Source organism: Kiritimatiellia bacterium (assembly GCA_028715905.1).
In the GTDB taxonomy this organism is placed as follows: domain Bacteria; phylum Verrucomicrobiota; class Kiritimatiellia; order JAAZAB01; family JAAZAB01; genus JAQUQV01.
Genome location: JAQUQV010000016.1, coordinates 25,014 through 43,698, shown reverse-complemented (window position 1 = coordinate 43,698; position 18,685 = coordinate 25,014). Strand labels below are relative to the sequence as shown.

At 55.2% G+C, this 18,685-nt stretch carries 17 protein-coding genes; 6 read left to right on the top strand and 11 right to left on the bottom strand.

Annotated features, from left to right (window positions below; all coding sequences use genetic code 11):
• Window positions 1-178 precede the first annotated feature (178 nt).
• On the top strand, window positions 179-1,291 hold the full coding sequence (locus tag PHP98_05060) for an IS91 family transposase (protein MDD5483002.1): 1,113 nt from the start codon (window positions 179-181) through the stop codon (window positions 1,289-1,291).
• Here the strand turns inward: PHP98_05060 and PHP98_05055 are convergent.
• From PHP98_05055 to PHP98_05045, 3 genes are all read right to left on the bottom strand, one after another.
• A complete protein-coding gene (locus PHP98_05055; protein ID MDD5483001.1) occupies window positions 1,242-1,520 on the bottom strand; it encodes a hypothetical protein in 279 nt (92 codons plus the stop codon). The two genes, PHP98_05060 and PHP98_05055, sit on opposite strands and share 50 nt — an antisense overlap.
• A gap of 211 nt (window positions 1,521-1,731) precedes the next feature.
• Window positions 1,732-2,139 carry a type II toxin-antitoxin system VapC family toxin gene (locus tag PHP98_05050; protein ID MDD5483000.1) on the bottom strand — a complete coding sequence of 136 codons (408 nt, stop codon included), beginning with the start codon at window positions 2,137-2,139 and terminating at the stop codon, window positions 1,732-1,734.
• A gap of 1 nt (window position 2,140) precedes the next feature.
• Window positions 2,141-2,386: an AbrB/MazE/SpoVT family DNA-binding domain-containing protein gene (locus tag PHP98_05045; GenBank protein MDD5482999.1), complete on the bottom strand. Its 246-nt coding sequence runs from the start codon at window positions 2,384-2,386 to the stop codon at window positions 2,141-2,143.
• Between the two features lie 485 nt (window positions 2,387-2,871).
• On the opposite strand from PHP98_05045, the gene PHP98_05040 reads away from it, so the two are divergent.
• The gene (locus PHP98_05040) at window positions 2,872-4,179 is read left to right on the top strand and encodes an ATP-dependent 6-phosphofructokinase (GenBank protein MDD5482998.1); all 1,308 of its coding nucleotides are present in this window, start codon (window positions 2,872-2,874) and stop codon (window positions 4,177-4,179) included.
• A gap of 81 nt (window positions 4,180-4,260) precedes the next feature.
• Here the strand turns inward: PHP98_05040 and PHP98_05035 are convergent, their stop codons facing one another.
• The 3 genes from PHP98_05035 to PHP98_05025 all read right to left on the bottom strand — a co-directional run bounded on the left by PHP98_05035 (window position 4,261) and on the right by PHP98_05025 (window position 8,320).
• The gene (locus PHP98_05035) at window positions 4,261-5,478 is read right to left on the bottom strand and encodes a 6-phosphofructokinase (GenBank protein MDD5482997.1); all 1,218 of its coding nucleotides are present in this window, start codon (window positions 5,476-5,478) and stop codon (window positions 4,261-4,263) included.
• A 135-nt stretch (window positions 5,479-5,613) separates the two neighbouring features.
• A complete protein-coding gene (locus PHP98_05030) occupies window positions 5,614-7,245 on the bottom strand; it encodes an FAD-binding oxidoreductase (protein MDD5482996.1) in 1,632 nt (543 codons plus the stop codon).
• 178 nt (window positions 7,246-7,423) lie between these two features.
• Window positions 7,424-8,320 carry a helix-turn-helix transcriptional regulator gene (locus PHP98_05025; protein ID MDD5482995.1) on the bottom strand — a complete coding sequence of 299 codons (897 nt, stop codon included), beginning with the start codon at window positions 8,318-8,320 and terminating at the stop codon, window positions 7,424-7,426.
• A gap of 185 nt (window positions 8,321-8,505) precedes the next feature.
• Here PHP98_05025 and PHP98_05020 point away from each other — a divergent pair, with 185 nt between their 5' ends.
• Together PHP98_05020 and PHP98_05015 are read left to right on the top strand one after the other, a co-directional pair.
• The gene (locus PHP98_05020; GenBank protein ID MDD5482994.1) at window positions 8,506-9,300 is read left to right on the top strand and encodes a ThuA domain-containing protein; all 795 of its coding nucleotides are present in this window, start codon (window positions 8,506-8,508) and stop codon (window positions 9,298-9,300) included.
• Between the two features lie 7 nt (window positions 9,301-9,307).
• Window positions 9,308-10,354: a Gfo/Idh/MocA family oxidoreductase gene (locus PHP98_05015; GenBank protein MDD5482993.1), complete on the top strand. Its 1,047-nt coding sequence runs from the start codon at window positions 9,308-9,310 to the stop codon at window positions 10,352-10,354.
• A gap of 4 nt (window positions 10,355-10,358) precedes the next feature.
• On the opposite strand, the gene PHP98_05010 is transcribed toward PHP98_05015, so the two are convergent.
• The 5 genes from PHP98_05010 to PHP98_04990 form a co-directional block, all read right to left on the bottom strand.
• Window positions 10,359-11,024, bottom strand: a complete 666-nt coding sequence (locus PHP98_05010; protein MDD5482992.1) for a hypothetical protein — start codon at window positions 11,022-11,024, stop codon at window positions 10,359-10,361.
• Window positions 11,025-11,043: 19 nt separating this feature from the next.
• Entirely contained in the window at window positions 11,044-12,072 is a 1,029-nt protein-coding gene (gene rlmN, locus PHP98_05005) for a 23S rRNA (adenine(2503)-C(2))-methyltransferase RlmN (protein MDD5482991.1), read from the bottom strand.
• Window positions 12,073-12,191: 119 nt separating this feature from the next.
• Window positions 12,192-13,346, bottom strand: coding sequence for a 4-phosphoerythronate dehydrogenase (locus PHP98_05000; protein MDD5482990.1), 1,155 nt, complete (start codon window positions 13,344-13,346; stop codon window positions 12,192-12,194).
• Between the two features lie 70 nt (window positions 13,347-13,416).
• On the bottom strand, window positions 13,417-14,298 hold the full coding sequence (locus tag PHP98_04995; protein ID MDD5482989.1) for an NAD(P)-dependent oxidoreductase: 882 nt from the start codon (window positions 14,296-14,298) through the stop codon (window positions 13,417-13,419).
• A 348-nt stretch (window positions 14,299-14,646) separates the two neighbouring features.
• Complete coding sequence (locus PHP98_04990; protein ID MDD5482988.1) at window positions 14,647-15,171, bottom strand: DJ-1/PfpI family protein; 525 nt, start codon at window positions 15,169-15,171, stop codon at window positions 14,647-14,649.
• Window positions 15,172-15,558: 387 nt separating this feature from the next.
• Here PHP98_04990 and PHP98_04985 point away from each other — a divergent pair, with 387 nt between their 5' ends.
• Together PHP98_04985 and PHP98_04980 are read left to right on the top strand one after the other, a co-directional pair.
• Complete coding sequence (locus PHP98_04985) at window positions 15,559-16,884, top strand: Gfo/Idh/MocA family oxidoreductase (GenBank protein ID MDD5482987.1); 1,326 nt, start codon at window positions 15,559-15,561, stop codon at window positions 16,882-16,884.
• A gap of 99 nt (window positions 16,885-16,983) precedes the next feature.
• Window positions 16,984-18,648, top strand: coding sequence for a carbon starvation CstA family protein (locus PHP98_04980; GenBank protein ID MDD5482986.1), 1,665 nt, complete (start codon window positions 16,984-16,986; stop codon window positions 18,646-18,648).
• Window positions 18,649-18,685 lie beyond the last annotated feature (37 nt).

The window sequence follows — 18,685 nt, the reverse complement described above, 5'->3', positions numbered from 1 at the left end:
ATTGAATTAGGCCCATCCCGATGCGCGAAGCGCGATCGGGAGGGCAACTTTATCTTTTATCAACGTTTTAATTTGCTATATTACCTTTATGGAATTCGTCAGCGGTCAAATTAAAATCCGGGATATCTTCATTGATAACGGCAACTGGTGGAAACTTTTTCTCGCCCACCGCGAGTTGATGCGCAAGGCCATTATCGTTAATGTTTTCAAAATGCTTTCCTGCCGGACTTCTCTGCTTGGCTGGCATGTTTTTGTCTGCCCAAAATGCTTCCATTCGATCAAGGCGCCTCATTCCTGTAAATCCCGTTTCTGTTCCTCCTGCGGCAAAAAGAACACTGATAATTGGATCAAAACCGCTTTTAATATCCTCCCTGACACCCTTTGGCAACACATCACGTTTACCCTGCCGGATCATCTTCAGCCTTTCCTCTGGCTCAACCGTCGCCTTTTCAATAAACTTAGTCCTATCCCGGCCAACATCATTAAAGACCTTGCCGCCCAACAGCATTTCATCCCGGGCATCTACTCTGCCAATCATACTTTCGGCCGCGATCTCAAACGTAATTTCCATATTCATCTTTCCACTACAGCCGGCGGCTTGGCGCTGGATTATAAAAGCTGGATTGGAAACGCTTATTTTCATCATGCTGTCCTCAAATCCATCTGGCGTTATGCTGTTATCGCCCTCTTCCGCTCCGAATTCAAGGCCGGCCGCCTTAAACTCCCGCATCAGCTCAAGCACCTTAATTCCTATTCCGCCTTCAATTCCTGGCTCAATTTCCTCTATCAAAAAACCTGGGTCGTCCATCTCAATAAACAGTCCAATAATCGCAAAGCCACCATAGAATATCTCGGCAAATATCTCAAACGCCCGCCGCTCGGCGAATCACGCCTTAAATCTTACGACGGCAAACAAGTTGTCTTTGAATACCTTGATCATTATACCAACACCACCCAAACCGTCTCTCTTGCCGCCCGCGACTTCCTCGCAAAACTCATCGCTCATATCCCAGACCGCTATTTCCGCAACATCCGCTACTACGGCTTTCTGGCCAATCGCGTTCGCGGCAAACTCCTTCCTGTCGTCTATAAGCTTCTTAAACAGTCCCAAAACTACGCTCGTTCCGTTTTCTGCCGCTGGCGGCAAATGCTTATCTCATCTTTTGGCGCCGATCCGCTCCGCTGTCCGAGCTGTAACACCCAGCTCCGTTTCTCGTATCTCGTCCTTCCTGCTCGCTCTCTCAACCCTTTTTATCAGGAGATCGCGCATGGCCATTTTCAACTTCTTTAAAAAACATCCCCCGATCCTCTTCCGTTGCTCCGAATGCCATGACGAGAAAACTCTCACACGCCGGCAACTCCGGCTGGTTGCCAAACTCTGCCATCAGAACCCCATTTGCCCATTTTTGATCCCCTGCCCTGCTTGCAAAACTGGTTTCTTGGCTCCGGTCGATTACACCGATGACCAGGGAAACCGCTTTATGCTCGATCAAATCAAAAAACGCATCTTTATTGACCACGCCACCCACACAACCTTTTCTTTTGAATTCGAAAAATGAACATTGAAATTCCTATACATCAAATTAATTCCCGAATATTGCACGAAATTCGTGCAATATTCGGGTCATACCAAACCACCCCAACCGCTTCTGCCCATCACGATCCCCGCCATAATGAGAATTGTTGCGCGTATCTTCACGTATAAAACGTGGCGAAAATCGAACTTCCTTGTCATTTCAGCCAGCCAATTTTGATTTCATTTGCAACCTGCTTGAATTCCGGATCGCCGGTGATAAGTTCGGCTTTTTTGATTTTTGCCAGGGCTGCGGCAAAACAGTCGGCGTAAGACATCTTTTTTGCGGCCTTGTAGCTGGCGGCCTGGCGCACCAGGGCAAGGTCGGATTCCACGGGGACAATTTCAATCGGCAATGCGGTAATTTCCCGCGCTTTTTGTTCCACCATTGCTTCGCCTGCCGTCCGCAGAATTGAGTAATATATTTCCCCCCAGTTAATAACCGAGAGCAGTAGTTTGCCGCGGCCCGCGGCCGCCTGTTCCAACAAGCGTTCCACCCGTTCTGCCGCCGGTTCATCCTGGAAAAAAGCCATCAGCGCCCAGCTGTCCAGAACACAGGTTGCCATGTTACAACTCCCTCTCGCGCCGACGTTCTTCCTGCAACACCGCCATTGCCTTCGTCCCTTTCAACGACCCCCGCAGTCCGCGAATGAACCGCCCGGTAACAGGTTTCACAATGATATGGTCGCCTTCCGGATAGACAACTGCGCGCGTTCCTTCTTCAATCTGGTATTCCCTGCGCAGCCAGCGCGGGATGACCACCTGGCCCTTGGTGGAGAAATAAACGTCATCCGTTCTTACTGTTGTTTTCATGCCCTCAAGTAAAGCGTATAACTAAAAGTAAGTCAACGTAAAAATATAGGAATTTACACAATCGGCTTTCCGGATTTAAAGTCCGCCGGCCAGGAGATTGGAAACGCGTCTCATTTGACGGGCGGTCGTCTCATCCCCCGAAAAAAACATTCCAACATTCTGCAGAATGTTAGAATGTTTTCCGGGCGGGACATTGCCGAGGGAAAGCCGCCGCGCCGTCCATGGAACATCACGAAAAACCAAAACGGCAAGCGCGGCCGATTGATATTGACAGGAAAGAATGACGGCATGCGTTTACGCGGATTGCCGGCATGTTTCAAGCTATAACCAGGCATAAAGCTTTGATCCAGCATGAAAATTGTTTCCGCCATAACCCCTTCTTTCCCGCTCTTGAAAATCCGGCAGTATATTCTTTATGTTATCAGGAAGCTGTGTTAATTTCCACTAATTGTTCAGGGGCAAGGTTACCTTTGGAGGAGCGACAAATGATCACACCGCAAGACACCCGAATTGCCGTTTTAGGCGAGGCAAAATATCCGTCGCCGCTGAGGGAAAAGGAGTGGAGCGCGGGCGGCACGCCTTTTATCACCGACCGGGCCAAAGCCCGTTACCAGGCGGAAATCGGCGTAACCCGCGAGCGTCCGGCCGACGTTTTTTTTGAAATCGCCGGCCCGCGCGAGATGATTTTTTTCAACCCCCGGGAAACGAAGGCGGCCATTGTAACCTGCGGCGGCGTCTCGCCGGGACTCAACAACGTGATCCGATCGGCGGTGCACGAGTTGACCGTGAATTATGACGTGCGTGAGGTCCTGGGCATCCGTTACGGCTATCAGGGGCTCAACCCGACGGTCGGCGATCCGCCGATGACGCTTGACATGGATACGGTTAAAGGCGTCCAGGAAGACGGCGGCACGTTTCTGGGCACGTCGCGCGGGAAAGTGGAAACCGGGGTCATGGTTGATTTCCTGAAGAAGGAAAAAATCAACCTCCTGCTCTGCGTGGGCGGCGACGGCACCCAGCGCGGCGCTCTGGAAATATTCCGCGAAACACAGCGCCGCAAACTTCCGATCGCCATCGTTGGAATTCCCAAAACGATTGACAACGACATTTCTTTTGTTTCCAGATCGTTCGGTTTCACCACCGCAATCCAGAAAGCGCAGGAAATCCTGGACTGCGCCCATACCGAGGCCACCAGCGTCTTTAACGGCATCGGCCTTGTGAAATTAATGGGACGGCACGCCGGTTTCATCGCCTGCGGCGCGACGCTCGCCAGCCAAAACGTCAATTTTACGCTTATCCCCGAAGCGCCGTTCAAGCTGGAAGGCAGAAACGGGTTCCTGGAGGCCTTGCGCAAGCGTCTGCTGGCGCGGCATCACGCGGTCATTGTCGTGGCCGAAGGGGCCGGCCAGGAACTGATGGGAGAGTTGCGCACAGAAATGGACGCTTCCGGCAACGTGCTTTTGAATGACATCGGCGAATTTCTCAGGCAGAAGATAACCGCCTATTTCAAGGCGGAGAACATGCCGGTCAGGATAAAATATTTTGACCCTTCTTATTTTATCCGCAGTGTGCCCGCGGATTGCGCCGACAGCATTCTCTGCGACCAGCTGGCCCGGTTGGCGGTGCACGCCGGCATGGCGGGCAAAACCGGCATGCTGATCGGGCTTACCAACAACATCCGCGTCCATGTCCCGATCGCGACCGTCGTCCGGAACAAGAAGCGCGTTTATCCCGAGGGCGATTTATGGCTGAGCGTGCTGGCGGCGACCAACCAGCCGCCGGTGCTCTGTTGAACGAGAACCGGAACGCGATAAGATTTCCGCGCTCAGTCCACTTTCAACATGACCTCTTTAAAACCTTCCGGCAATAGCCGCTTATTTTCCCGCCGTTTTTTTGACAGCTACGCCCTTGAATCGCCCGATTTTCGGCAGGTCGCCGAGCAGCGGGCGGGCGTAGGCGAGGAATTTTTCAGTTACATTGTTTCCCGCGGCGTTGATGAATTCATCGGGCATAGGGCGCGCGTTGCGCGCCACGCTCTGCAGGGGAACCAGCTCAAAATAGGCCTGGTATTTTTTGCCCGGTTTGCGGCGAATGGCGATTGAGCCCTGCAATTCTCCGCCGGCCGCCGTTTTGACCGCTTCAATGCCGACGGCCCGCGCCTCGCGGGCGTCAACATTGGATGTCATGCCCGGGAATGAACGCTGCAGGTAGCCGAAAGTGTCGGCCCGGACGCGTTTGATCTGGAGCCTGGTTTTGATTTCATTTACCAGCAGGTCGCCCAGGGCGCCCGTGCCGCTGAGCTGTACATTGCCGTGCGAATCGGTTTCCTTGATGAACTTGGTGGCGATGGCGATCCCGTATTCATCGGAGATGCCTTCCGAAACCGCCACGACGCACCGGCCGAGCCGGTCGTAAACTTTTTTGACGTCCTCGCAGAATTTTTCCATGGAGAAAGGCCGCTCCGGAATGTAAATCAGGTGCGGACCGTCATCGGGATAGTTTTTCGCCAGGGCCGAGGCCGCCGTCAGAAAACCGGCGTGCCGGCCCATGACGACGTCAATCTTGACGCCCTTCAGGGCGCGGTTATCAAGGTTGTCGCCCATGAGGGCATGCGCCACGAACCGGGCGGCGCTGGCAAAGCCGGGGGTGTGGTCATTCTCCAGCAGATCGTTGTCAATTGTCTTGGGAATATGGAAACAACACAGGTCGTAATTTTCCTTCCTGGATTCCTCGTGGATAATATTGGCAGTTTCGGCCGAGTCGTTGCCGCCGATATAAAAGAAATAGCGAATGTTGTATTTGCGCAGGATCGCGAATATTTTGACGCATTCGTCGGCGGTCGGTTTTTTGCGGACGCTGCCCAGGGCCGAGGAGGGAGTCTGCGCCACGGCTTCCAGCGCGGCGGGGCTTTCCCGGCGAAGATCAATCATTTTTTCCTCCAGCACGCCCTTGATGCCGTGCAGGGCTCCGTAAATATTTTTTATCTGTTTGTGTTTTTTGGCCTCAATCACGGCGCCGACCAGGCTTTGATTGATAACCATTGAGGGACCGCCGCTCTGGGCGATCAGCATGTTTCCTTTAAGCGCACTCATTTTTTTTGTTTCCTTTCCTTTTGGGTATTAAGGGGTGTAATTTAACAAAAAAATCCGCGAAATGCAAAAAATATGTTTTAAACACTTGATTTCGCGCCTCCGGCCGGGAAAGTTTTGGATAACGGCGCTGCCGCATTAAAACATATTGCCGGGATTTATGCGGTCTTCGGGGTCAAACGTTTTTTTAACCCGGCGCATTTCCGCAATGCCCTCTTCGCCGAACATCAGGGCCAGAAAAGGTTTTTTCAGCTTGCCGATGCCGTGCTCGGCGGAAACCGTGCCGCCCCATTTTAGGATTGTCCGCGCCAGCCACAGGTAAAGCTCCTTTCCGCGCCGGTATTCATCCGTGTCCCCCGGCAGGATATTGATATGGACATGGTTGTTGCCGACGTGCCCGAAAATCACATATTCCAGTTTTGCCTCGTCAAGGGTCCGGCGGTAAAAGCGGAACATTTCCGCGAGGAATGCGTCCGGCGCGGCAAAATCAGTGCCGAGCTTGGTCAGGCCGGGACACGCGGCAGCGCGTTCGCCGATGCGCTGGTTGACGGCTTCGGGCAGGGCATGCCTGAATTTTTTCAATCTTTCGGTTTCTTCCGGCGTCAAGGCGGTCCAGGCCGTGTCCGCGCTGCTGCCGCAGGCTTCCAGCAAAGCCATCAGCTCCTCGGCCCGGTTTTCCATTTCTTCCTCCGTGGCCGGCAATTCAATGTAAACGGCTGTGTGCGCCTTTTCCGGCAGGGTTGGAATTTCAGCCGAAGACCCGAGTTTAAGCTTTTGTTCGCGCAGCAAATTGAGGGCGCGATAATCAAAATATTCAATGGCCAGCGGACGGGCGCCCAAAAGCGGGAGATGGCCGGAAAGTTTTTCGCCGCGGGCCGCCCGGACGAAATCAAGCGCGTTTTCTTCCGAGGGGAAAAAGCCGATCACCCCCAGGATCATTTCCGGCTCCTTGACGAGCATGAGCTCGGCTTCGGTCACGATTCCCAGGGTGCCTTCCGAGCCGACAAACAAATCCAGCAGGTCCATGCCCGGCTTCGCAAAATAACCGGCCGCGTTTTTTACCGCCGGCATCCGGTAAGATGGAATTTTCCCGGGGCGTTCCCGGCCGTCCGGGAGCACGAGCGTGAAGGAGCCGTCCGGCGCGGCAAAGCTTTGGTTGCGCCGGATATCCAGCAGGACGCCTTCGGCCAGAACCAGCCGCAGGGCCTCCACGTAAGCGCGGGTGGGGCCGTAGTGAAAAGTGCGCGCGCCGGAAGCGTTGCAGGCGATCATGCCGCCGATGGCGGCCGAGCCTTCGGTCGGATCCGGCGCAAAGCGCCATTTTCCCGGTTTCCTGAACAATTCAAGAGCCGCCTTTGATTCCGGCGGCCAGCTGTCTTCGGATTCAAAATGTTTTTCGGCAATCATCCTGTTCAGGGCTTCAAGGATTGTTCCAGGCTGGCAGCGCAGGAAGAAGCAATCGCGTTTTTCATCAAATCGCAATCCGAGCACGCGGTTCATTTTTTCAACGCTCATGAGCCAGCCGCCGCCGGGCACGGCTCCGCCGGCAATGCCGGTGCGTCCGCCGGAAACGGTTACGGATTTGCCCCCGGTTTTGGCCGCATGTAAAATGGCGGCAATGCCGCCTTCGGACTGCGGAAAAAATATTTTTTCGGCGCGGCCCGGCAAACGCGATTCATCGGAAAGGTAGGCCACCGCATCGGCGGGGTTTTTCTCCTGCGGAAGAACCTCTTTCTCCGGAATTTTGCGGCTCTCAAGACGGCACTTCATTTTATTAATTCCGGGCGCGCCGCGGTCCGGGCGGATCTGCGGGCGTCACGCCGGGCAACGCCGCCCTTCCCGGCCGGCGTTCATCCCAGTTGTTTTGACGGGAAAAATAAGAAAAATAATGATGCGTATCAAGTTAATTTCCCGCCTGTGATCTGTCAATGCGTTTCGCGTTATCGCATCAGGGGGATTCTCCGCATTTTTTACGGAAAACTTTCGGCGTTTCGCCCGCCAGACGCCTGAACAGGCGCGTGAAATAACCCTGGTCGGCAAAACCGCAGGCCCAGGCAATTTCCTTGATGCTCAGAGCCGGATTGCGCAGATGCCGTTTGGCCAGCGCAATCCGTTCTTGATGGATGAAATCAACGAGGCGCTCGCCCGTTTCCGTTGCGAAAAGATGGGAAAGATAATCCGGGGAACAATGGATTTGTCCGGCCAGTTTTTGGACCGAAAGCGATGAATCGTAAATGCGGCTGATGATTAATTTCCGGCATGCCTCAATCTTCGGATGTTCTCCGGTCCGGGCGGGCGCCCCGTTCCGGTTGACGATGAGGAGCAGCGCGGCAAAAGCCGCCTGGAAAAGCCCCCGGACGGCCTTTTCAACTTCCGGGTCTTTTTTTTCATCCCCGCCGGAATGATAGAAATCCGCAATATCATCAAGATACTGTTCAATCCGGAGCCCTTGTGTTGTCCGGAAATATTCCAAGCCATAGGATTGGGGATGCCCCTGTTTATTCCTGGCGGCGGCATGGATGCTGACGCCTTCGCGCGGAAACATGACCACCATGTTCAGAAAATTCCCTTTGTAATCCCGCGCAATCTCGCTGTGCGGCAGCCTGCGCGGGACCAAAAGATTTTCGCCCGCCATTAGCCGCGTCTTTTCCTCCGGAAAAGTGAAATCGGTCAACCCGCCGATCTGGATGAAAAGTTCGGGGTCAAAATGAAAATGCGTCCCGGCAATTCTTGCCATCTTTCCCAAAGGACGCGGCAAATGAAACTTAAAACACCCCCCTTGAAGGCAATGGAGCTGGGCCTGCAAGGTTTCACGGTAGAGACGGAGGGTATCGGAAGAAGGCATGGTTTTTACTATGTTTTATCCTAAAAATATAAGTTTTCTTCCAATAAATCAAGTTGAAAATAAGCGTAATTATCCTACCTTTTTACTACCCGAATATTGCACGAAAATCGTGAGCGGCGTAGGCCGCAACGCGGCTGCTAAAAGCCGGAGTTGCCAAAAAAAAACACCGCACAGGAGAAAAAGACATGAACACTAAAATAAAGGTAACCGTCTGGAATGAAGGCATCCACGAAAAAACACACGAGGCCGTGAGAAAAATTTATCCGCAAGGCATCCACGGCGCCCTCGCGCAAAATCTCTCTGGATATCCCGGTCTGGAAACGCGCACCGCCACCCTGGACGAACCCGAACACGGCCTGACCGAGGAGGTCCTGGCGCAAACCGACGTCCTGACCTGGTGGGGCCATATTGCCCATGCCAAGGTTGACGACGAAGTGGTTGCGCGCGTCCAAAAACGGGTTCTGGAAGGCATGGGCCTGATCGTGCTGCACTCGGGACACTTTTCCAAAATCTTCAGGGCGCTCATGGGCACCACCGGCGCCCTGAAATGGCGCGAGGCGGACGAAAAAGAACGCCTCTGGAACATTGAGCCCGGACATCCCATTACCGCTGGAATCGGCGAATACATTGAACTGCCCTGCGAGGAAATGTACGGCGAACGATTTGACATTCCGCCGCCCGATAAAGTCGTTTTTATTTCATGGTTTGAGGGCGGGGAGGTTTTCCGCAGCGGCTGCTGTTGGGAACGCGGCCATGGCCGCGTATTCTATTTCCAGCCCGGCCACGAAAGTTACCCCACTTTTTATAATCCGCAGATCATGCGGGTGATCGCCAATGCCGTGCGCTGGGCGGCGCCGCGGATTAATCTTTCCCAGACCTGTCCGAACGTCAAGCCGCTTGAAAAAATCCATCCCGGAAAAGTCCAATATGACCATACCGGCGTCGTGCAGGATGTGCAAAGCGCGGAAGAAAAAAAATAAGGAAAACATGAAAAAAATACGTGTTGGAGTTATCGGGCTCGGCATGGGTCGCGCTCATATCGCCGGATATCAGAGTCACCCGGCCGCGGAAGTGGCGGCCGTGGCCGATCCGGACAAGGAACGTCTGGCTAAAATCGGCGCGGAATACAAAATCGCCGGCCGGTACGAATCGGCGGAGGCCATGCTGAACAAGGAAAAACTGGACATAATCAGCGTGGCCGTTCCGAACAAATTCCATAAGCCGCTGGTTCTGGCCGCGTTCAGCGCCGGCTGCCATGTTCTTTGCGAAAAACCACTGGCCATGAACGCCGCCGAAGCGCGGGAAATGATCATGGCCGCAAAAAAGTCCGGGAAACGCCTTATGATCAATTTTTCATACCGTTTCACGGAACAATCCCGGGCATTGAAAAAGCAGGTTGAAAGCGGCATCCTGGGCGATGTCTATTTTGCGCGTACGGTCTGGCACCGGCGCCGGGGTATGCCCCGGTTCGGCGGCTGGTTCGGCCAAAAGGCGCTGGCCGGCGGGGGCCCGTTGATTGACCTCGGTGTCCACCGGCTTGACCTGGCGCTCTGGCTGATGAACTATCCAAGGCCGGAATGGGTAATGGGCGACGCCTGGAATAAAATCGCGGGCCCGCTGGCAAGAAAGGAAAAGAAAAAATTTGACGTGGAGGATTTTGCGGCCGGCTTTATCAAATTCAAAAACGGCGCTTCGCTGGAGGTTGAAGCAAGCTGGGCGGCCAATATCGCCGAGCAGGAATTCATAGAGACCCGTTTGTACGGCACAAAAGGCGGGTTGGTCCAGCGTAATATCGGCGAGGGTTATAAATTTGAGGCCGAGATTTTTATGGAGCGGGCGGGATGCCAGTTTGATATGAAACTCCATCCCCCGGGGCCGGCCGCCAAAAGCGCCATGCACCACTTCGTGGAATGCATTTTAAACGGGACACCGCACATTGCGACCGGGGAGGAGGGCTTGACCGTGATGAAACTATTGGACGCGATTTACCTGAGCGCGAAAAAGAACGCTCCGGTGAAAATGAGCCGGGCATAATTCCTCAGCCCGCGGCGTCCCAGAGAGGTTTGCCGAGAAATTCCGCGAGCGCGACGGCATCCGCACGGATTTTCTTAAGATTGCCGTGATCGGCCACATTGATTCTTCGGCCGTCATCCAGGACCAGGTTCAATTCATAACTGTAATAGGAACTGTTTTTCCCGCGGCAAAGCTCGGCGATAATCTGGAGCGCATGAATCCGGCTGAATTCGGTATAAGTTCCGGTCATGTCCGCGCCGCGCGCGCCGGCCGGCGCCGACCGGCCGCGCCAGAAACAACCGCGCATTTTGTCAAAGACCGCCGGAATCGTTCCAAAATAAAGCATGGCCCCGCCGGCGGCGGCAAATACGGCGCCTAACCCGATCGGTATTATTGTGTTGGCGTTCAGCCCCAGCGCGCCATCGGTGAAATTAACGTAAGTTATACCAAGCATGGCCGCCAGGCCGCCCGCCAGAAACAAAGAATAAAACAAGACGGCCTGCGGCGCCGCGTGGAATTCAATCCGGTAGTTTTTGATCCTGACAAGTTTGCGGGTGCAAAAACTTGCGCCACCCCTCTTTAACGGCGTCCAGGCCGTCCGGGCGGCGAGCGGGTCTTCAAACCGCGAGGGGTCAAAAGCAACCGGTTCCCTGACGAGTTTTTGCAATGTCCGCAGCCATTGTTTCGGCACGGTTTCTCCTTTTTGCCGGTTATAATGCCGCTTGGCGCAGTTGTCCGCAGGCGGCATCAATGTTTTTGCCCTTGGAAGCGCGGATGGTGGCGTTGATCCGCGCGCGTTCCAGCGTGTTCACAAACATCCCGGCCGTTTCAGGCGGCGGCGCGCGTCCTTCAAATTCTTCCACCGGGCTGAACATGATCAGGTTGACGCGGCAATGGATTTTATCCAACGCCCGCGCCAGCGCCCGCGCCTGCTCGCGCGAATCATTGACATTTTTAATCAGGGTCCACTCAAACGTGATTATCCGTCCCGTTATCTCCGCATATTTCCGGCAGGCCGCCAGCAAATCCGCCAGCGGATAAATTTTATTCACCGGCATCAAGCGCGAGCGGAGCGCGTCATCGGCGGCGTGGAGCGAGACGGATAGTTCCACCTGCAAACCTTCGCCGGCCAAACGCTCAATACCCGGGATAACCCCGCAGGTGCTGATGGTGATTTTGCGGGCGCCGATGCTCAAGCCCTCGGGATCGTTTATAATCCTGACAGCTTTCAACACGTTCTCATAATTGTCAAATGGTTCGCCCATCCCCATGAAGACCACATGGCCCGGAGGTCCGCCGAGCTGTTGCGCCGCCAGGACCACCTCGCCGACTATTTCGCCGGCGGACAGGCTGCGCCGGAATCCGTTTTGGCCGCTGGCGCAGAAAGCGCATTTGTATTTACACCCCGCCTGGCTGGAAACGCACAGCGTGGTCCGGCCCTTGGCGGGGATAAACACCATTTCTATCAATTCGCCGTCGGACATACGCAGCAAGGCCTTGGCGGTGGAGCCGGGTCCGCTTTCGCTGCGCATTTTCGCGATTTCCGGCGGCGCAACCGAAAAACGGCCGGCCAGTTCATCCCGGAACGGCCCGGGAAGATTTTTCATTTCCGGCCAGCTTTCCGCGTAACGGCAATAGAGCCATTGCCATATCTGGCGCGCGCGGTATTGCGGCTGGCTGCGGCTGGCGCAAAATTGCGTGATCTCATCCAGGTTCAAACTGTGGATTAAATTTTTCAAAATATGTTTTTTTACTGCAGAGAACGCAGAGAAAATGGATTACCTCTGCGAACTCTGCGTCAAGCGAATCCCTGAAGCATGCGCTTCGTTTAACTTCAGGGCGAAGCGGGCGGTGAACATTATCCGGAAGCAACTTGAAACTCCAGTTTGCGGAGGCGCTCGGCCAGGGATTCGCCGCCGTTTTGCAAAACGACCCGGCTGTAGCGGAATTCGCGGCGCACCGGATAATGTTTGCGCAACAGTTCAAAATTTATGCTCCGCACGGCGGCGTCCTCCGGAGCGTTTTCCCGCAGACGGCGGTCATCGGCGGCAACATCGTAAATCCGGCCGGCAACACTGGCAAGCGCCTCTTCATCCAACAGCGCGGAAGCATCCAGACGGATTTCCGGCACGACCGGCGGCGGCAAAAGGTTTTCCAGCGATAAAGCCGGCTCCCTCCCGAGGAATTTACACAGCTTGCGGTAAACCAGCACCGTTCCCATGACCCGGCCCTCAAGCGAGTAACCGGCAATATGGGGCGTGGCGACGTCGGCCGCTTCCATGACGTCAAGCCGGAAAGCCGGCTCATTTTCCCAGCAGTCAATTACGGCGTGCGCAACAATGCCGCCGCGGACGGCTTCAAGAAAACAATCCGAATCCAGAACGGCGCCGCGCGCGGCGTTGATAAAAATACGACCTTTTCCCGCCCGGCTGAAAAAATCGCGGCCGGCAAGATGAAAAGTAGGGTATTTTCCCGATGTTGTCAAAGGCACGTGCAGGGTAACGATATCGGCGGAGGAAAGCGCTTCGTCCAGCGGGCGGTAGGCCGGCTCGCCGGTCTGATCGTAGAGCGGGGGATCGTTCAGGAGGGCGCGCATGCCGAGCGCTTTGGCCTTTTTGAGCACGAGCCGGCCGACATTGCCCACGCCGATAATGCCGATGGTCTTATCGCGCAATTGAAAGCCGTGGCGCCGGGCGAGGTAAAGGAGGGCGGTCGTAACGTATTCGGCGACGCTGTTGGCGTTGCAGCCGGGCGCCGCGGTCCAGGTTATGCCGTTTTTTTCCAGGTAATCGGCGTCAAGATGGTCGTGCCCGATGGTGCAGGTGCCGACGAATTTTACGCGGCTGTTTGCAAGCAGTCCGCCGCCAACCTTCAGGGTTGAGCGGCAGATTAAGATCTCCGCGTCCTTGACCGCGGCCGGCGAAATCCGGCGCGGCTCAATGATTTCAAGCTCGCCCAGCGGTCCGAAAACCTCCCGGGCGAAAGGAATGCTGGTTGTGCATATTATTTTCATGTGTGCAAGTGAGGCACAGAACAGCACAGGCATATAGGATAAAAGATCATCTCAACTTTGTGCCTTCTGCCTATGTGTCTTTGCGCCTCGGCCTCCTTTCCAGTTCCTTGATCAGCGCCTGCGTGCCGCGGCGCGCGCCGCCGGTGGTTTTAAGCCGGGCGTATAATTTCTCGGCCAGCTTGAGCGCCGGCAAATCAAGTTTCATGCGCCGGGCCTCGCGCAAGGCGATGCGCAAGTCTTTGAGGAAATGCTCAACATAAAACCCGGGGCCGAAATCCCGCCTGATAATGCGCGGATAAAGATTCGCAAGGCTCCACGAGCCCGCCGCGCCGGCGCCGATGCTTGCCATGACGGTTTCCGGATTCAATTTCGCCCTTTTTGCGTAAAGCAGTCCTTCGCACATCCCCATCATTGTCCCGGCAATCATGATCTGATTGACCATTTTGGCATGCTGGCCGGAGCCTTTTCCCCCTTGGAACACGATTGTTTTGCCGAGGCATTTGAAAAGAGGCATGGCTCTTTCAAATGCCGCCCGCGCGCCGCCGACCATGATGGAAAGTTTCCCTTCCCGTGCGCCGACGTCTCCGCCCGAAACCGGGGCATCCAGCGCGGCCACGCCGCGTTTTTTGGCCGTTTCAAATATTTCCATGGCCAGCGCGGGACTGCTGGTTGTAAAATCAATATAAACCGTTCCGGGCGGCATGCGGCGCAGGGCGCCGCGCGGTCCCAGGCAAACTTCCTCCACGTCGGAGGGATAACCGACCATTGAACAGACAAATTCCGCGCCAACGGTCGTTTCGCCGGGACTGCCGGCCCAACGCGCGCCCCGCGCCATCAGGCCGGCGGCCTTTTTTTTCGTCCTTGAAAAAACCGCCAGGTCATGGCCGGCCGATAAAATCCGGTTGGCCATGGCCTGGCCCATCACGCCCGCGCCTATCCATGCTATTTTCATAATTTGTAATTTTTACGTCATGTTTAGGAATAGCAAATTCCGCAAAAAAATAAAGCTTTTTTCTGGTCATGGCCGGATGCCGGGTGTAGAATGTAAATAAAGGGGGTGAAAGCATGTGTAAAACCTGTGGATGCAAACCGTGCCGGCCGGCAAAAAAGAGTTCCGCCAAGAAAGCCAAAGCCAAGGGCCGGAAGAAATAAAACCAATCCTTCGCTTAAAACGAAAACTCCCCGCGCCTTTAGCGCGGGGAGTTTTGTTTTAACCCGGGTTTCCCGGCGGGGCGCGCATGATAACGCATTCAGCGGTTTGCAATCGCGGCCGCGGAAGTTTTTTGGATGCTGCGGGCCGTCATCGCATCAGGCGCGCCAGGGTTTCGGCGAATTCACGCGCCGCCTGGGGGCCGCGGGCGGTCACGATTTTGCCGTCAATTACCACGTCTTTTCTGCTCAACCGCGCGCCAGCGCGGACAAGCACATCCTCTCCGGAAGGGAAAACGGTCGCTTCTTTGTCTTTCAATATTCCGGCGTTGGCCAGGATAACGGGCGCGATGCAAATTGCGCCAAGCACCTTGTTTCCGGCGGCGGCGCCGCGCGCCAGGGCATGGGCCCGGGCGTCAGTGAAATATTCGGAGGCGCCGGGGCCGCCGATAAAAACGACGGCGTCGTAATCGCCAGCCCGGCATTCGTCCAGCGTGAAATCCGGAGTCACCTGCCGGCCGAATTTTCCCAAAGCCCGGTCTTTGCACGAGCAGGCTGTTTTCACCGTTGCCCCGAGTTTTTTCAGCAGAGCGAACGGCTGGCCGAACTCCTCGTCCTGAAAACCTTCCGCCCCTATAATGATCAACACCTTCCTGCCTTCCAGATTTCCCGCCATGAATGCCTCCTCTCCGTAAACGGATGTTCCACCCGCAAGGGCGGTTAAAACAATAGCGATGAACGCGCGCATGAATTGCGACCCCTTCGTCTGCCGGCGAACGCGTTTGCAACAAAAGGATTTCCGCTTGACCTTGAACGCGAGAGTTATATTATGCGGCGATGCGGTTTTTGCAATAGTGATTTATGGCATAGGAATTTTCCGCCTGAGGCGGATCCGCCTACGGAGGACAATCTTGCCGTAAAAAAGCGCAAAATCAAGGCAGAAGCTGAACCCCTGTTCGGCGATGTATGTTTGGTCGTCCGGAATCGCCGCATAGGGATGCGGCTCCTACCTTGATCAAATACGGTTGCCGCCTTTGGCGGTCTTTATTTCTGGAGGACAAAAATGAGAAGACGGAAAAAATATGTCCAGGTCGGCGTCGGCGGCCGCTCCTGGCCTTACACGGCGGCGCTGGGGAAAACGATGCGCGCCGAGTGCGAGTTGGTCGGGCTCTGCGACAACAACCGCGGCCGGCTTGATTTGCGCAACCGCCGCATCGTTGCTGAATTGAAAAGCCGACCTGTTCCGGTTTATCTTGACACGCAGTTTGACAGTATGATCCGGGAGCAAAAACCGGACGTGGCGGTGATTACCTCCAAGGATTCCACCCACGACCAGTACATCGTCAGGGCCATGAATCTCGGTTGCGACGTGGTTTGCGAAAAGCCGATGACGATTGATGAAAAGAAATGCCGGCGGATCGTGAAGGCGGTCAAACAAACCGGCCGGCGGCTCATGATAACCTTTAATTGCCGTTACATGCCGCCGATGATGCGGGTCAAAGAGCTTCTCATGAGCGGGGTCATCGGCCGGATTCTTTCGGTTGACCTGCGCTGGATGCTGGATGTCAACCACGGCGCTTCATATTTCCGGCGCTGGCATGCCGAAAAAAAATCCTCCGGCGGCCTGCTGCTTCACAAGGCATCGCATCATTTTGACCTGGTCAACTGGTTCCTTTCCGCCAATCCCGTGGAGGTTTTTGCCATGGGCGCGCGCAGTTTTTACGGAGACCAGAGCGGCACGGCGGAGCGGCTGGGCTTAAAGGGCCATGCCCAGCGCTGTCTGGAATGCCGTCATCAGAAAAAATGCCCGTTCTTTTTTGATCTCAAGGGCAGTGAGGACGCGAAAGCAATGTACCTGGCATGTGAAAAATACGACCGTTACGTCCGCGACCGCTGCGTGTTCGGCAAGGGCATTGATATTGAGGACACCATGAACCTTGCGGTCCGTTACGATTCGGGCGCATTCCTTTCGTATTCCCTGAACGCCTTTACGCCGTGGGAAGGTTTTCACTTCGCCTTTAACGGCACCAAAGGGCGGTTGGAATTTGACAATATCGGTTTTCCGATCCGCGGCGGCAAAAAACTGCCGGATTCCGTCAAGGCCGGCGAACACATCCGGCTGTATCCGCATTTCAAGCCGGCCATGAACATTCCGACAAAATTCGGCAAGGGCAGCCACGGCGGCGGCGATGACGCATTGATGAAAGACCTCTTTTCAGCGCAGCCGGCCGGGGATAAACTTATGCGGGCGGCGGATTACGCCAGCGGCGCGATGAGCATTCTCATCGGCGCCGCCGCCAATATAAGCATGCGGACGGACAAACCGGTCAGGATTGACCTTTTGGTCAAAGGCCTGCCGAAGCCGAAACTGCCGCCGATGCCTGAATAAGGAACCACAAAAAAATTCACCGCAGGCGCGGGGGCTGACGAGTAATATTTTCAGGATATTCAACCCTCTGCGTTCTCTGCGTCTCGGCGGTAAAGAATCATGTTGACCATTATCTTTATTGCCGCAATTCTGTTTTTTATCGCCGCTTATTTTTTTTACGGGCGTTTTCTGGAGAAACGGCTCGGCGTAAACGACGCGCGGCCGACCCCTGCCCATGCGCATTACGACGGTTTTGACTGGGTTCCCGCCCGGCCGGCGGTTTTGTTCGGGCACCATTTTTCTTCAATCGCCGGCGCGGGGCCGATTGTCGGGCCGATCATTGCCTCGCTGGCCTTCGGCTGGCTGCCGGCCTTGCTCTGGGTGCTGATCGGCGCGGTTTTCATCGGGGGGGTGCAGGATTTTGCGGCATTATTCGCCTCAATCAGGCACGGCGGCCGCTCGCTGGCGCAGATTGCCCGCGCGTCAATGTCACCGTTGGCTTTCAGGCTGTTGCTCGTATTTATCTGGCTGGCGCTGGTCTATGTGTTGACCGTTTTTACCGATTTGACGGCGGAAACTTTCGTGAACGACGGCGGGGTTGCTTCCTCTTCAATGGGCTTTATCCTGCTGGCCCTGGGTTTTGGCGTTTGCATTTATCGTTTCAAGTTTTCCATCCGCCTGATGTCGCTGCTTTTTGTGCCCCTCGTGTTCCTGTTCGTATGGCTCGGCCAGCTTGCGCCCATACCGGAAACCGTGCTCCGGGAATGGACGGGGATGGACCCTAAAAAAGCCTGGTGCGTTATTCTGATTATTTACTGCTTTGTTGCCTCAACCGTTCCTGTCTGGATGCTGCTTCAGCCGCGCGATTATCTTTCTTCCTACCTGCTGTATGTTTCCGTGATCGGCGGGTTCCTGGGAATTCTCATGGGGGGCTTCACGCTTTCCTATCCGGCGTTTAAATCCTGGCACGATCACCAGCTCGGCCACCTGGCCCCGATTATTTTCATCACGATTGCCTGCGGGGCTTGTTCCGGTTTTCATTCGCTGGTGGCCTCGGGCACCACCTCCAAGCAGATAGACCGCGAAAGGGACGCTTTAAAAATCGGCTACGGGGGGATGCTGGTGGAAGGGGTGGTGGCCGTTATGGCCCTGCTGGTGGTGGCCATGCTGCCGCTGGAGAGCGAGTTTGTAAAAAAAGCGCCCCTGGCGATTTACAGCAACGGCATGGCAAAATTCCTGGGCGTATTCGGCGTGCCGATACGTATTGGTTCCGCCTTTGGTCTGCTGGCCCTCTCAACTTTCATACTTACCACGCTTGACACCGCCACCAGGTTAAGCCGTTATATTTTTGAGGAGTTTTTCAATATCCGCGGCGCTGTTTCCCGTTACTTTTCAACGGCCGCCACGCTGGTTCTGCCGCTTCTTTTTGTGCTGATGACCATAAAGGATGCGCAAGGCAATCCCCTGCCGGCCTGGAAAGCGGTTTGGCCGGTTTTCGGGGCAACCAATCAGCTCCTGGCCGGGCTGGCCCTGCTGGTGGTGATGGTCTGGCTGAAAAGTAACGGAAAAAGGACAGCGTTTATCTTTCTGCCGATGATATTTATGGTGGTTATGACGGTCTGGGCTCTCTTTCTTTTAATTGGCCAATACAAATTGACGCTGATCGGGATCATTGCCGCGTTCCTGCTCCTGCTGGCGCTTTTGCTGGTTATTGAGGGCGCGCGGGTGCTGTTGTTGAAAAATACGCCGGCCGGCCGCGCCGGACAACCGGTTTGCCGTTCTTGACTCCGGGGGCGGTCTTATGCAAATATTGTAGTTTCGG

Excerpts from the sequence above, each read along its gene's own strand:
- PHP98_05000 (MDD5482990.1), bottom strand. The coding sequence starts at position 13,346 with ATGAAAATAATATGCACAACCAGCATTCCTTTCGCCCGGGAGGTTTTC.
- PHP98_05030 (MDD5482996.1), bottom strand. The coding sequence starts at position 7,245 with ATGAAGTGCCGTCTTGAGAGCCGCAAAATTCCGGAGAAAGAGGTTCTT.
- PHP98_04990 (MDD5482988.1), bottom strand. The coding sequence starts at position 15,171 with ATGGCGGGAAATCTGGAAGGCAGGAAGGTGTTGATCATTATAGGGGCG.
- PHP98_05035 (MDD5482997.1), bottom strand. The coding sequence starts at position 5,478 with ATGAGTGCGCTTAAAGGAAACATGCTGATCGCCCAGAGCGGCGGTCCC.
- PHP98_04985 (MDD5482987.1), top strand. The coding sequence starts at position 15,559 with ATGAGAAGACGGAAAAAATATGTCCAGGTCGGCGTCGGCGGCCGCTCC.
- PHP98_05060 (MDD5483002.1), top strand. The coding sequence starts at position 179 with ATGCGCAAGGCCATTATCGTTAATGTTTTCAAAATGCTTTCCTGCCGG.
- PHP98_05020 (MDD5482994.1), top strand. The coding sequence starts at position 8,506 with ATGAACACTAAAATAAAGGTAACCGTCTGGAATGAAGGCATCCACGAA.
- PHP98_04995 (MDD5482989.1), bottom strand. The coding sequence starts at position 14,298 with ATGAAAATAGCATGGATAGGCGCGGGCGTGATGGGCCAGGCCATGGCC.
- PHP98_05015 (MDD5482993.1), top strand. The coding sequence starts at position 9,308 with ATGAAAAAAATACGTGTTGGAGTTATCGGGCTCGGCATGGGTCGCGCT.
- PHP98_05025 (MDD5482995.1), bottom strand. The coding sequence starts at position 8,320 with ATGCCTTCTTCCGATACCCTCCGTCTCTACCGTGAAACCTTGCAGGCC.
- PHP98_05050 (MDD5483000.1), bottom strand. The coding sequence starts at position 2,139 with ATGGCAACCTGTGTTCTGGACAGCTGGGCGCTGATGGCTTTTTTCCAG.
- PHP98_05045 (MDD5482999.1), bottom strand. The coding sequence starts at position 2,386 with ATGAAAACAACAGTAAGAACGGATGACGTTTATTTCTCCACCAAGGGC.
- PHP98_04980 (MDD5482986.1), top strand. The coding sequence starts at position 16,984 with ATGTTGACCATTATCTTTATTGCCGCAATTCTGTTTTTTATCGCCGCT.
- PHP98_05040 (MDD5482998.1), top strand. The coding sequence starts at position 2,872 with ATGATCACACCGCAAGACACCCGAATTGCCGTTTTAGGCGAGGCAAAA.